This is a genomic window from Bordetella genomosp. 7, from assembly GCF_002261265.1.
Classification (GTDB): domain Bacteria; phylum Pseudomonadota; class Gammaproteobacteria; order Burkholderiales; family Burkholderiaceae_B; genus Bordetella_A.
The window spans coordinates 143940-157076 of record NZ_NEVK01000006.1; the positions used below are offsets into that span (position 1 = coordinate 143940).

Consider the following 13137-nt stretch of genomic DNA (forward strand, 5'->3'; position numbering starts at 1 on the left):
GCGTTGGATAAAAGTCTATGCCTGTGCTGCAGAGCAATGTGAACTTATGTCTTATATAAGACCAAAAATTTTATTGTTAAAAAACAGGTATTTACTTGGTTATTTTTATATCGTGGAATGAAATTCCCTGCCGTGAAATGCCGCGACGCTGCTGCGCAGCACTGCCTTTCATAATGCGCGATGCCCATTTCACGATACGGGAACGAAGCGGCGGGCGACGGCCTACAATGCGTCTTTTAGTGCCCGTGCCGCCCTGTCCATGTCTTTGTCGAACGCCCCGTTGGGCCAATCTGTTTCCTACCCGGCGCAGTACGATCCCGGCCTGCTCTTTCCGATTCCGCGCGCCCATAACCGGGCAAGCCTGAATGTGTCGGACACCCTGCCCTTCACGGGAGCCGACATCTGGAATGCGTACGAACTGTCGTGGCTGAATCCCAAGGGCAAGCCCCAGGTGGCCATGGCGACGTTCACCGTGCCGGCGGAAAGCCCCAACATCATCGAATCCAAATCGTTCAAGCTGTACTTGAATTCGTACAACCAGGATCGCGTGCGCGACGCCGCCACCATGCGGCAGCGACTTGTCGCCGACCTGTCGGCAGCCGCCGGCGCCCCTGTGCAGGTAGACCTGATATTGCCGGACCGGTTTGCGTTGGCGCCGATGGCCGAACTGGACGGCGACAGCCTTGATGAACAGGATATCGAGATAGACGCTTATTCCCCCGACGCCGGACTGCTGGCCTGTGCGGGCAACGAAGTCGTCCAGGAAACGCTGAGCTCGCGCCTGTTGAAGTCGAACTGCCCGGTCACGGGGCAACCCGACTGGGCAAGCGTGCAGATCCGTTACCAGGGCCGCGCCCTGGACCGCGCGGCCCTGCTGCGCTACCTGGTGTCGTTCCGCAACCATGCCGAGTTCCACGAGCACTGCGTGGAGCGCATTTTTACGGACATCATGACGGCTTGCCGGCCCGAGCAGCTGACGGTATATGCCCGCTATACCCGCCGCGGCGGCCTGGACATCAACCCGTGGCGCAGCAACGCTGCCGCTGCGCCACCGGCCCAGGCACGCACGGCGCGGCAATAGCCGCGCCAACCCGCCCTAGTTTGCAAATGGCACGGGCCTGGGCGTATCGTCGGCCGACGCAGGCAGGACAGGCAGCTGCAGGCGGGGCTGCTTGCCGGTGAGGGTTTTAAGAAAGGCGACAATCTGGGCGCTTTCTTCTGGCGTGAAGGTGCGGCCCAATTGCAGGCGCCCCATGATGTCCACCGCCTGCGCCAGCGTGTCGGCCGCGCCATCATGGAAGTACGGATAGGTGAGTTCCACGTTGCGCAGCGTGGGCACCTTGAACATGAAGCGGTCGGCATCGGCGCCGGTGACGGCCGCCCGCCCCTCGGCGGCGTTGTCGGTGGCATACGGCACGACCACACCCATTTTCTGGAATGAATTGCCGCCGGCGGCGGGCCCATTGTGGCAAGCCACGCAGCCGCTGTTCTTGAACAGGTTGTAGCCTGCCAGTTCCTGTACGGTGAGCGCCCCCTGGTCGCCGCGCAGCCATTGATCGAAGCGCGAATCGGGGGTGACCAGCGTTTCTTCGAATGCTGCCAGCGCACGGGTGACTTCGTCGATCGTGATGTTGTCGGTGCCGAACACTTGCTTGAATTCGGCGCGATAGCCCGGTATGGAACTGAGCACCTGGATGGCCAGTTCGTGCGACGAGGCCATTTCGACGGGATTGGCGATGGGGCCGCCGGCCTGTTCGCGCAGGTCTTTGGCGCGCCCGTCCCAGAACTGCACGAAGTTGAGGCTGGAGTTCAGCACCGTAGGCGAGTTGATGCCGCCTTGCTGCCAGTTGTGCCCGATGGAAGCCTTCAGGTTGTCTGACCCGCCGCGGCTGAGGTTATGACACGAATTGCAGGAGATGAATCCGGATTTCGACAAACGCGGCTCGAAGAAGAGCTTCTTGCCCAGCTCGACCTGCGCCGGGTCTTTGATGACGGCAGGTTCAATGGGTTGAATGGGTTCTTGTTGCTGTGCATATGCTGCCGTGGCGACGATGGTCGACAACGCGGCAGCCTGGAACAGGCGGGTAATGATCATGCTGTGCTTTCCCTACGATAGCCTTATCGGCGGTAGGGTTATTACAGCAATATCCTGCAGGAAGCACCTTGCGGGGCGTCAAGCCCGGCCGCCCGCAGCGCGGCGGCATGCCGCCGCAGAGTCAGGTGGCGGGCGTGGTCGCCACCGGCGGCGAACGGCGCGCCTGCAGCGCCACCCATTGGGCCAGCAGGGCGGCCATGGCGAAGGCCAGGCCAGCGCCGATCCAGGGGCCGCGGCTCAGGCCCGCATCGAGCAGCAGGCCGAAAGCCAGGGGCCCCAGCGCCGAACCCACGTCCATGCCCGAATACACAAGGCCGTACACCGACCCCACGGTGCCCTTGGGCGTGACACGGCGGATCAGCATGTCGCGCGAGGGAGCCGCGACGCCCGAGCAGAATCCCGCCAGGCCGACCACGGGCGCGGCCAGGGCGGCGGGCACCCAGCCTGCGGCGAGCACGACCAGGGTCAGCCCCGCGAGGATGAGCGAGACGGTGACGGTGCGTTCGGTGCGCGACGAATCGGACACCAGGAACCCGCCCGCCGCCATACCCACGGCCGATGCGAGCATGTAGCCGGACAATGCGGAACTGGCGACGACCCCGGACAAATCGTAGAGCTGGTCCAGCAAGGGGATGGTGTAGTTCTGCACCGACGAAAGCGCGATGGACGTGCAGGCAAAGAACAGGAAGGCCCCCCAGAGCGCAGGCTTGGCCAGGAGCGCCAGCAGGGTGGGAAGCACGCCGTCCTGGGCCGGCGCATCGCCCTTGCCCGCCGCTGCGGCCGGCCGGGCGCGCGACCCCGGGCTGGCCAGCAGGTCGCGTCCCAGTACCGTCAGCAGCAGTATCGCGGCCACCAGGCCGGCCGCGCTGAACGCGGCCACGCGCCAGTTGGCCAGCAGGGTGATGGTCGTGATGAAGACGGGGGTCAGGGCCCAACCCAGGGTGCCGGTCAGGCCGTGCGTGCTGAACGCATGCCCCAGGCGCGGCGCGCTGACACGGTGGTTCATGATGGAGTAGTCAACCGGATGGAACACCGAATTGCCCACTCCGCCAATGGCGGCGGCCATCAGCAACATCGCGTACCCGTTGGCCGAGCCGATCATGATGCCCGACAGCACGAAGCACGACAGCCCGAACCACAGCACGGGACGCGCGCCGATGCGATCGACGACGAACCCCGAGGACGCCTGCCCGATGCCGGACACCACGAAAAACGTGGACACCAGCAGGCCCAGTCGCGCAAAGTCCAGGTCGAACGCGGCGCCCAGCGACACATACAACGACGGCAGCACCAACTGGAAGAAATGCGACGAACCGTGGGCGATACCGATCAGCAGAATGGTGAACCAGTCGCGGCGGCGTATGTCCGGGGCATCCAGGAAGCTGCTATCTGAACCTGAAGACATGGCAAAAGGCGGCCAGGGGCCGGGAAAAACAAGCGCGGCGCCAGCGCGCCGGCGCGCTGGTTACTGGGACTTTTCGCGGATGGCGGGCCAGGCGCGCTGCAGGTAATACAGCATGGACCAGACGGTAAGCACCGCCGCGATGACGATCAGCACGTCGCCGACCAGGCGGCTCGGCACGCCGTACAGCGGCTGGTTGTACAGCAGGCACGGGATGGCCACCATCTGTGCGGCCGTCTTGAACTTGCCCAGGCGATGCACCGCCACGCTGGCGCTGGCGCCTATCTTGGCCATCCATTCGCGCAACGCCGAAATGGTGATCTCGCGGCCGATGATGATGAGCGAGATGAACGCGTCGACGCGCCCCAGATCCAGCAGCACGATCAGCGCCGCACATACCATGAGCTTATCGGCCACGGGGTCGAGAAACGCGCCGAATGCCGAAGTCTGGTTCCAGCGGCGGGCCAGCCAGCCGTCGAACCAGTCGGTCAGGGCCGCGATGATGAAAGCGCAGGCAGCCAGCGTGTCGCGGGTGGGCTCGGCCATCCAGCCGGGCGGGATATAGAACAGCCCCACCACCAGCGGGATCATGGCGATGCGCAGCCACGTGAGGATAATAGGCACGTTGATAGGCATAATGAACGTATGCTACATCACCGGCGGGAAAAGAGCCCGGGCCGCGTTGCCCGGCGCCCTGCCCCGTGCGGCGCGGCAAGGCCGGGGCTCACCCGCGCAGGGCTTCGTAAATGCGTTCGGCCAGTTCATGGGAAATGCCCTCGACCGATGCCAGGTCTTCCACGCTGGCTGCGGCCACCCCGGCGAACCCTCCGAACCGCACCAGCAGGCGTTGCCGGCGGCGCGCCCCGATGCCTTCGATTTCCTCCAGGCGCGACACGTTGCGCGACTTGGCGCGGCGAGCCCGCATTCCGGTGATGGCAAACCGGTGGGCCTCGTCGCGCACCTGGGCGATGAGCATCAGCGCGGCGGACCCCGGGCCCAGCGCCACGGGGGGCCTGCCATCGGCGAACACCAGCGTTTCCAGGCCCACCTTGCGCCCTTCGCCCTTTGCCACGCCCACCAGCGTCTGGATATCCAGGCCCAGTTCGGCGAATACCTGGCGCGCGACCTCGACCTGCCCCTTGCCGCCATCGATGAGCACCAGGCCCGGCATCGGCGCCTCGCCGTCGGCCACCTTGCCGAAGCGGCGCGTCAATACCTGACGCATGGCCGCGTAATCGTCGCCCGGCGTGATGCCGGCGATGTTGTAGCGGCGGTAAAGCGATGGCTGCATGTCGTGATGCCGGTACACCACGCACGACGCCTGAGTGGCCTCGCCAGCCGTGTGGCTGATGTCGAAGCACTCGATGTGCAGGCTGTCCAGCGCCGTTTCATCGGTATCCAGGTCGAGCACCTCGGCCAGGGCCAGGGTGCGGGCGGCGCGCGCGCCCGACTCGGTCAATGCGCGCGCAAGCGCCATCTCGGCATTCTTGGCCGCCTGCTCCAGCCAAGACCGGCGCACGCCCTGCGGACGCGTCAGCACGCGCGCGGGACGCGCGCCCGCCTGCTCGGCGAGCAGGGTCATCAGCGCGGGATCGGGCAAGGTGTGCGTACACACGAGCACGGGCGGCAAGGGATTGTCGGTGTAGTGTTGCGCAATGAACGCCTCCAGCACCTGGGGCGCGTCCTGCCCATCCACATGCACGGGAAAGAACGGCTTGTCGCCCAGGTGGCGGCCCGCGCGCACCATAGCAAGGTTGACGCAGGTCTTGCCCCCGGCCGAGGCCACGGCGATGATGTCGGTGTCTTCGCCGGCGGTGTCTTCCATGGTTTGCTGGTGCAGGACGCGCGCGAGCGAACCCATCTGGTCGCGCGCCGCGGCGGCTTCCTCGAAGCGCAATTCGCTCGAAGCCTGCAGCATGCGCTGCTCGATCTCGCCCATGACTTCGCGCGCTTCGCCATTGAGAAAGCGCGCTGCGCGCTCGACGTCGCGCGCGTACTCGTCGGCCTGCACGGCGCCCACGCAGGGAGCCGAACAGCGGCCGATCTGGTGCAACAGACAGGGGCGCGACCGGTTGGCGAACACCGTGTCTTCACAGGTGCGCAAGCGGAATACTTTCTGCAGGATCTGTATGGTTTCGCGCACGGCCCACGCATTGGGAAACGGCCCGAAAAACTGGCCGCGCTTATTGGTGGCGCCGCGGTAATAGGCGATGCGCGGCCACTCGTGGCCGGTGATCCACAGATACGGGTATGACTTGTCGTCGCGGAACAGGATGTTGTAGCGCGGGCGCAGGCTCTTGATGAGGTTGTTCTCGAGCAGCAACGCCTCGGCCTCGGAGCGCGTCACCGTGACTTCGACGCGCGCCACCTTCGCCACCATCTGGGCGATCCTGGGGCTGGCCAGGTTTTTCTGAAAATACGACGACACGCGCTTTTTCAGGTCGCGCGCCTTGCCTACGTACATGACCACACCGTCGGCGTCTATATGGCGATAGACGCCGGGCAGGTGCGGAAGATCAGCCAGGAACGATTTGAGATTGAATTCGTCGGGCATTCTGATAGCGGGTTTCGGCCTGCAAAGTGTCCCAGTCGGGGGCGGCAAAGCGCGGCATCAGGCGCCGGATGCGCTCGACCGATTCCGGCGGATGGGCGACATCCAGGCGTTCGAGCAGCTCATCGGCCAGGTCGGGACGGTTGCACACCAGTACCATATCGCACCCTGCCTGCAGCGCGGCCTGCGCCCGGGCCAGAATGTCGCCCGCGACCGAGGCGCCTTCCATGGTGAGATCGTCTGAGAACACCACCCCGTCGTAGCCCAGCTGGCCGCGCAGGATGTCTTGCACCCAGCGGCGCGAAAAGCCTGCGGGATGCTTGTCGACCTTGGGGTAGATGACGTGCGCCGGCATGACGGCAGGCAACACCGCGTCGCCCAGCCACGCATAGGGCGCGGCGTCGTCTTTCAGGATGCGCTCGAGCGTGCGTGGGTCGACGGGAATTTCGTGGTGCGAGTCAGCGCCCACGAAACCGTGCCCCGGAAAATGCTTGCCGCAGGCTGCCATGCCGGCCAGCGCCAGGCCTTGCGCGAGCGCGCGCGCCAGCATGGTGACGACCCGCGCGTCCCGGTGAAATGCCCGGTTGCCGATGACCTGGCTGACGCCGTAATCGAGGTCGAGCACCGGCGTGAAGCTCAGGTCTACCCCGCAGGCTCGCAGTTCGGCGGCCAGCACATAGCCAGCCTCGGTGGCCATGCGCATCGCGGCCAGCGGATCGGCGTCCCACACTTTGCCCAACGCCTGCATGGGCGGCAGCGGCGTAAACCCGTCGGTGCGGAACCGCTGCACCCGGCCGCCCTCGTGGTCGACGGCAATGAGCAAGGGCTCCTGGCGCGCACGATGGATCTTGCGGGTCAGCGCGCGCAACTGTTCGCGGCTTTCGAAGTTGCGGGCGAACAAGATGACGCCGCCCACCAGCGGATGCCGCAGGCGCCGCTTTTCTTCTTTGGTCAGGGTGGCGCCGGCGATATCGACCATGACGGGGCCGGGGGGCAGCGCAGTTTTGCGTTTCTTTGCCATATTGGCTTGTCCTTGGGTTATGCGTGTTTCGCGAGCCGCCTCAGGGCTTGCGCTCGACCACCACGTAGGCGGCGGCGAGGTCGGATTCATCGGTGATGGACACGTGGGCGGAGCCAAAACGCTGTTCGTACCATTCGGACAGGTCGGGCGCGAGCACCAGCACCGGCCTGCCGCCCGGTGCGTTGAGCGTCTGCACGCGGGTCCAGGTCATGGGCATGCGCATGCCCAGGCCGATGGCTTTCGAGAAAGCTTCTTTGGCGGCAAAGCGCGTGGCCAGGAAACGCACGCCGCGCGCAGCATCGCGGGCCCGGCGCGCGTGGAATTTTTGCAGTTCCTGCTCGCCGAGGATTTTCTGCGCAAAGCGGTCGCCGTGCCGCGCAAGAGCCGCCTGGATGCGCTCGATGCGGATCAGATCCATGCCGATGCCGGCGATGGCGCCGGCAGGCATGGATGGCGATGGGGTGGGCGTATCAGACATGGAATACGGGTCGCACGCGGATGCGGGGCGCCTATCGCCCCATATCCGGGATCATACGCGACCCCGCCGCGCCGCCGGACAGCCCTAGCGGCCCCGCTGCGCCTGCAGGCGCGCCTGCACCATCAGGGCTTTCATGTCGCGCACGGCCTTTTCCCAGCCGTCGAACACGGCCTGGGCAACGATGGCGTGGCCGATATTGAGCTCGGCAACGCCATCGAGCGCGGCAATGGGCCCGACGTTGCCGTAGTGCAGCCCGTGGCCGGCGTTGACCCGCATGCCGTGGCGCAGGCCTTCGGCCACGGCCGCGCGCAGGCGCTGCAATTCGGCTTCGGCCTGGCCCTGGCCAGCTTCGGCGTAGGCGCCGGTGTGCAGTTCGATGACCGTCGCGCCCGCCTGCGCCGCAGCCTGGATCTGGGCGATATCAGGGTCGATGAACAGCGACACCCGGATACCGGCATCGTGCAGGCGCGACACCGCGTCGCGCACCGTGCCCTGCGCACCCAGCACATCGAGGCCGCCTTCGGTGGTGAGCTCGGTGCGCTTTTCCGGCACCAGGCAGACATCCTGCGGACGCACGGCGCAGGCGATCTGCAGCATTTCGTCGGTGATCGCGCATTCGAGATTCATACGGGTGCGCAATACCGGCCGGATGGCATGGACGTCGGCATCCTGGATATGGCGGCGGTCTTCGCGCAAGTGCAGCGTAATCAGATCGGCGCCGGCGTCTTCGGCGCGCAGCGCGGCCGCCACCGGGTCGGGATACGCAGTGTGGCGCTGCTGGCGCAGCGTGGCCACGTGATCGATATTGACGCCTAGTTCAATCATGGTGTTTTTGCAGAAGAAACCTGAGTGGCTTCGGTCCAGCCGCCGCCCAGCGCCTTGTACAGCTCCACGCGGTTGTTCAACGCTTCGAGACCGGCCTGGACGAGCCCCAGCTGCGCACTGAAAAAGTCGACCTGCGCAGTCTGGACCTGCAGGTAGCTGTCGATGCCATTGGTATAGCGCAGGTTCGACAGTTCGAGGGTGCGCGAGGTGGATTCCTGCAACGAGCGCAGCGCGTCGAGCTGCGCCGCATAGGTGGCCTCGCCCGCCAGGGCGTCGGAAACTTCGCGAAACGCCTGCTGGATGGTCTGCTCGTACTGCGCCACCGCAATGTTGTTGCGCGCCGTGGCCAGGTTCAGACCTTCCCGGATACTGCCGCCCGCAAAGATGGGCGTGGTGATCGACGGTGTGAAGTTCCAGGCGCGCTGCCCGCCTTCGAAGAGCGACCCCATCGACGTGCTGGCGAAACCCAGCATGCCGGTCAGGGATATGGTGGGGAAGAACGCGGCGCGCGCCGCGCCGATATTGGCGTTGGCAGCCCTGAGCTGGTTCTCGGCGCCGATGATGTCGGGCCGGCGCACCAGCAGGTCAGACGGCAGGCCGGCCGGCACTGTTGCCAGCAGCTGGTCGCGGCCGAATTCGGCGGGGGCAGGCAGGTTATCGGGCAATGGCGTGCCCACCAGCACCGTCAGCGCGTTGACGGACTGCGCACGCACCCGCGCCAGTTGCGCCAGGTCGGCCGAGGCCGAATCGAGCAGGCCTTTGGACTGATTGAGCTCCAGCTCGGACGCCACGCCGCCGTCGTAACGGCGCTTGACCAGGTCGTAGGATTCCTGGCGCGACGCAAGCGTCTTGCGGGTAAGGTCGAGCTGCACTTCGGCCGCGCGCAGCGTGAAATACGCCTGCGCCACCGCGCTGACCAGGGTGATATGCACGCTGCGCTGGGCCTGTTCGGTGGCCAGGTACTGCTGGTAGGCCGCCTCGGACAGATTGCGCAGGCGCCCGAACAGATCGATCTCGAACGAGGTCAGGCCGATGCCTGCCTGGAAGGTGTTGCCCACGGTGTCGCGGCCCTGCGGGCTCAGGTTGGCCGGCACGCGCTGGCGCGTGCCTTCGCCGCCCAGCCCGATGCTGGGCCACTGGGACCCGCGCTGCACGCCGTACTGGGCCCTGGCCTCTTCCACGCGCTCGACGGCGATACGAAGGTCGCGGTTGTTGACCAGCGAGAGCTCGATGAGGGCCTGCAGGCGCGGATCGCGGAAGAACTCGCGCCAGCCTATATCGGCGGCGGGCACGGCGCCGGGCGGCGCCACGGCCTGCGCGGACTGCTCCGACAGGGACGTGGGCCGGTCATAGCCGCCGTACTGCACCTTGGGCTGCGCCGGCCAGTCGCCGGGCACCGGCGACGCGGGGCGGTGGTAATCGGGGGCCAGCGAGCATCCGGCCAGTATCGCGACCAGGCACGCCGACAGGGCGGTTCGTTTATGGATCAGGGCTGTCATTGCTTGCCCTCCTGGCCGGGCGCCGCGTCGGGCCCATGGCCGGATTGTTCGGACTGCGCCTCGCGGGCGCGCTTGGCGGCCTGCTCGGCTTCGAATTCCTTGAGTTCATTGCCCAGCAGGCGGGGCTTGGTCTTGAACAGGCTAAGCACCACCACGAAGAAAGTGGGCACGAAAATGACGGCGAACGGCGTGGCCGCAAGCATGCCGCCCAGCACGCCGATGCCCACCGCGCGCTGGCTGGCGGCGCCGGCGCCCGTGGCGATCGCCAGCGGGACCACCCCCAGGATGAACGCGAGCGAGGTCATGAGAATGGGGCGGAAACGCAACCGCGCCGCCTCGACTGTGGCCTCGTAGAGACCCATGCCGCGCGCGTACTGGTCTTTGGCGAATTCCACGATCAGGATGGCGTTCTTGGCCGCCAGGCCGATCACGGTGACCATCCCCACCTGGAAATAGACGTCGTTGGACATGCCCATGGCCGACACGAGGGCGACCGCGCCAAGCATGCCCAGCGGCACCACCAACATGACCGACAGCGGGATCGCCCAGCTTTCGTACAGCGCGGCCAGCACCAGGAACACAATCAGCAGCGACAGGCCCAGCAGGATAGGCGCCTGCGCACCCGCCTGGCGTTCCTGGTACGACAGGCCGTTCCATTCGTAGCCGAACCCGGCCGGCAGCTGCCCCACCAGGCGCTCCATTTCGGCCATGGCTTCGCCGCTGGTGTAGCCCGGCGCCGCGTCGCCGCTGATGCGCATCGACTCGTAGCTGTTATAGCGGACCACCTGCACCGGCCCCTGCGTCCATTTCGCGGTGACGAAGCTGGACAGAGGCACCATGCCGCCCTGGTTGTTGTTGACGTTCATGCGCAGGATGTCTTCGACCTGCATGCGATGACGCGCCTCGGCCTGCACCCAGATGTTCTGCATGCGCCCCATGTTGGGGAACTTGTCGATGTAGGCCGACCCCAGCGCCGTGGACAACAGCGTGGCAACTGCATCGAAATCGACGCCCAGCGCCGCGGCCTTGTCGCGATCGACAGTGAGGTTCAGCTGCGGGCCCTCGCCCAGGCCGGTAATGCGCACCTGCGACAGCACCGGACTTTGCATGGCCATGCCCATCAGCTGGCCGGTGGCTTGCGCCAGCGCCGCCGAACCCGCGTTGGCGCGATCCTGCAGGCGGAAGTCGAACCCGGTGGCGTTGCCCAGCGACGAAATGGCGGGCGGCACCAGGGTGAATACCTGCGCGTCATGGACGCCCATCAAGAGTTTCTCGATCGCCTTGAATGCGATCGCCCCGGCGGAGTCGGCGCGGTCTTTGCGCTCGGAGAAGTCTTTCAGGGTAGAGAACGCAATCGCGGCGTTCAGGCCGTTGCCGTTGAAGCTGTAGCCCTGCACCGTGATGATGTTCTCGACCGCGGGCTGCGCCATGAAGTACTGCTCGACCTGTTCGATCACATCGACCGTGCGGTTGGCGCTGGCGCCGGTGGGCAGTTCGATGTTGCTGACGACGTAGCCCTGGTCTTCCTCGGGCAGGAACGACGAGGGCAGGCGCAGGTAGAGCCAGCCCAGCAATACCACCAGCAGCAGGAAGAACAGCATCATGCGGCCGCCCTTGTGCAGAATGCGCGCGACCCAGTTCTGGTAGCGGTGGGTGGTGGCGTCGAACTTGCGGTTGAACCAGCCGAAGAAGCCCTTCTTGGATTCGTGATGACCCTTGGGCACCGGCTTGAGAATGGTGGCGCACAACGCGGGCGTGAAGGTCAGCGCCAGGAAGGCCGAGAAGAAAATGGACACGGCCATCGCCACCGAGAACTGGCGGTAGATGACGCCCACGGACCCGCTCATGAAAGCCAGCGGCAGGAACACCGTGACCAGCACGAGCGTGATCCCGACGATGGCGCCGCTGATCTGCGGCATGGCTCTCTTGGTGGCCTCTTTGGGGGGCAGGCCTTCGGTGGTCATGATGCGCTCGACGTTCTCGACCACCACGATGGCGTCGTCGACGAGGATCCCGATCGCCAGCACCATGGCGAACATGGTCAGCACGTTGATGGAGAAACCCAGCGCCAGCATCACCGCGAAGGCGCCCAGCATGGCCACCGGCACCACCAGGGCCGGGATCAGCGTGTAGCGCACGTTCTGCAGGAACAGATACATGACCAGGAACACCAGCACCATGGCTTCGGCCAATGTGTGCAGCACCTGCTCGATCGAAATCTTGACGTACGGCGCGGTGTCGTACGGGATGTCGTACTTGATATTGCCGGGGAAATACTGAGACAGGGTCTCCATCTGCGCGCGCACGCCCTCGGCGGTGGCCAACGCATTGGCGTCGGGCGACAGCACGATGGCGAACGCGGCGGTGGGCTTGCCGTTCAGGCGGGCGCCGAACTGATAGTTGTCGGCGCCGACCTCGATGCGCGCCACATCGCGCAGGCGCACCGTGGAACCGTCGGTGTTGGCGCGCAGCACGATATTGCCGAAGGCCTCGACCGTGGAAAGCTGGCCGTTGACGATGACAGTGGCGGTGGAACGCTGGCTGGCCGGATTGGGCGGCGCGCCCATGCTGCCCGCCGATACCAGCACGTTCTGGCGACTGATGGCGGCGTTGACTTCGGCGGGGCTGAGATTGAACCCCACCAGTTTGTCAGGGTCGATCCAGACGCGCATGGCGCGCGGCGCCGCGAACAGCTGGAACTGGCCCACGCCGGGCACCCGCGAAACCGGGTTCTGGACATTGCGGGCGATGTAGTCGGCCAGGGCGGTCTGGTCCAGCGAGCCATCGGTGGACGACAGCGTGACGATCATCAGGAACCCGGCGCTGGTCTGCTCGTAGGTGATGCCCTGCTGGTTCACGGCGACAGGCAGCTGCGCAGACACGTTGGACACGCGGTTCTGCACATCGACCTGCGCCATGTCCGGGTCGGTGCCCGGCGCGAAGGTGGCGGTAATGGTGGATTGGCCGTACGAGTCGCTGACGGATTCGTAATACAGCAGGCCCTTGGCGCCGTTGAGCTGGTCTTCGATGATACTGGTCACCGACTCGGCCACTTCTTTGGCCGAGGCGCCCGGGTACGTCGCCGTAATCGTGATTGCGGGCGGCGCCACGTCGGGATACTGCGCGACCGGCATGTTGGGAATCGCCAACAGCCCGGCCAGCAGGATGAACAGGGCGACTACCCAGGCGAAGATTGGACGATCGATAAAAAATTGCGGCATGTGGGCTGACTCAGGAAGTGCTCACGAAAAGCGGCATGCGGCGCA

At 65.8% G+C, this 13137-nt stretch carries 10 protein-coding genes; 1 reads left to right on the forward strand and 9 read right to left on the reverse strand.

Annotation, left to right across the window (positions count from 1 at the left end):
* The first annotated feature begins 259 nt into the window (after positions 1–259).
* The gene (gene queF / locus CAL19_RS11600; RefSeq protein ID WP_094796847.1) at positions 260–1081 is read left to right on the forward strand and encodes an NADPH-dependent 7-cyano-7-deazaguanine reductase QueF; all 822 of its coding nucleotides are present in this window, start codon (positions 260–262) and stop codon (positions 1079–1081) included.
* A 15-nt stretch (positions 1082–1096) separates the two neighbouring features.
* Here queF and CAL19_RS11605 read toward each other — a convergent pair whose 3' ends face one another.
* From CAL19_RS11605 to CAL19_RS11645, 9 genes are all read right to left on the reverse strand, one after another.
* A complete protein-coding gene (locus CAL19_RS11605) occupies positions 1097–2095 on the reverse strand; it encodes a cytochrome-c peroxidase (RefSeq protein WP_094796848.1) in 999 nt (332 codons plus the stop codon).
* Positions 2096–2216: 121 nt separating this feature from the next.
* Positions 2217–3500 carry an MFS transporter gene (locus CAL19_RS11610; RefSeq protein WP_094796849.1) on the reverse strand — a complete coding sequence of 428 codons (1284 nt, stop codon included), beginning with the start codon at positions 3498–3500 and terminating at the stop codon, positions 2217–2219.
* Between the two features lie 60 nt (positions 3501–3560).
* Entirely contained in the window at positions 3561–4133 is a 573-nt protein-coding gene (gene pgsA, locus CAL19_RS11615) for a CDP-diacylglycerol--glycerol-3-phosphate 3-phosphatidyltransferase (RefSeq protein WP_026639084.1), read from the reverse strand.
* 88 nt (positions 4134–4221) lie between these two features.
* Positions 4222–6051 carry an excinuclease ABC subunit UvrC gene (gene uvrC, locus CAL19_RS11620; RefSeq protein ID WP_094796850.1) on the reverse strand — a complete coding sequence of 610 codons (1830 nt, stop codon included), beginning with the start codon at positions 6049–6051 and terminating at the stop codon, positions 4222–4224.
* Positions 6014–7069, reverse strand: a complete 1056-nt coding sequence (gene nagZ / locus CAL19_RS11625; protein ID WP_026639086.1) for a beta-N-acetylhexosaminidase — start codon at positions 7067–7069, stop codon at positions 6014–6016. The genes uvrC and nagZ overlap by 38 nt, the downstream gene beginning before the upstream one ends.
* A gap of 40 nt (positions 7070–7109) precedes the next feature.
* On the reverse strand, positions 7110–7547 hold the full coding sequence (gene acpS / locus CAL19_RS11630) for a holo-ACP synthase (RefSeq protein ID WP_094796851.1): 438 nt from the start codon (positions 7545–7547) through the stop codon (positions 7110–7112).
* A gap of 84 nt (positions 7548–7631) precedes the next feature.
* The gene (locus CAL19_RS11635; protein WP_026639088.1) at positions 7632–8372 is read right to left on the reverse strand and encodes a pyridoxine 5'-phosphate synthase; all 741 of its coding nucleotides are present in this window, start codon (positions 8370–8372) and stop codon (positions 7632–7634) included.
* On the reverse strand, positions 8369–9871 hold the full coding sequence (locus tag CAL19_RS11640; protein WP_026639089.1) for an efflux transporter outer membrane subunit: 1503 nt from the start codon (positions 9869–9871) through the stop codon (positions 8369–8371). Before CAL19_RS11640 ends, CAL19_RS11635 begins: the two co-directional genes overlap by 4 nt.
* On the reverse strand, positions 9868–13092 hold the full coding sequence (locus CAL19_RS11645) for an efflux RND transporter permease subunit (RefSeq protein ID WP_026639090.1): 3225 nt from the start codon (positions 13090–13092) through the stop codon (positions 9868–9870). The genes CAL19_RS11640 and CAL19_RS11645 overlap by 4 nt, the downstream gene beginning before the upstream one ends.
* Positions 13093–13137: the final 45 nt, after the last annotated feature.

Coding starts and splice junctions, on each gene's coding strand:
- queF (WP_094796847.1), top strand. CDS start 260: ATGTCTTTGTCGAACGCCCCGTTGGGCCAATCTGTTTCCTACCCGGCG.
- CAL19_RS11635 (WP_026639088.1), bottom strand. CDS start 8,372: ATGATTGAACTAGGCGTCAATATCGATCACGTGGCCACGCTGCGCCAG.
- uvrC (WP_094796850.1), bottom strand. CDS start 6,051: ATGCCCGACGAATTCAATCTCAAATCGTTCCTGGCTGATCTTCCGCAC.
- pgsA (WP_026639084.1), bottom strand. CDS start 4,133: ATGCCTATCAACGTGCCTATTATCCTCACGTGGCTGCGCATCGCCATG.
- nagZ (WP_026639086.1), bottom strand. CDS start 7,069: ATGGCAAAGAAACGCAAAACTGCGCTGCCCCCCGGCCCCGTCATGGTC.
- CAL19_RS11645 (WP_026639090.1), bottom strand. CDS start 13,092: ATGCCGCAATTTTTTATCGATCGTCCAATCTTCGCCTGGGTAGTCGCC.
- CAL19_RS11640 (WP_026639089.1), bottom strand. CDS start 9,871: ATGACAGCCCTGATCCATAAACGAACCGCCCTGTCGGCGTGCCTGGTC.
- CAL19_RS11610 (WP_094796849.1), bottom strand. CDS start 3,500: ATGTCTTCAGGTTCAGATAGCAGCTTCCTGGATGCCCCGGACATACGC.
- acpS (WP_094796851.1), bottom strand. CDS start 7,547: ATGTCTGATACGCCCACCCCATCGCCATCCATGCCTGCCGGCGCCATC.
- CAL19_RS11605 (WP_094796848.1), bottom strand. CDS start 2,095: ATGATCATTACCCGCCTGTTCCAGGCTGCCGCGTTGTCGACCATCGTC.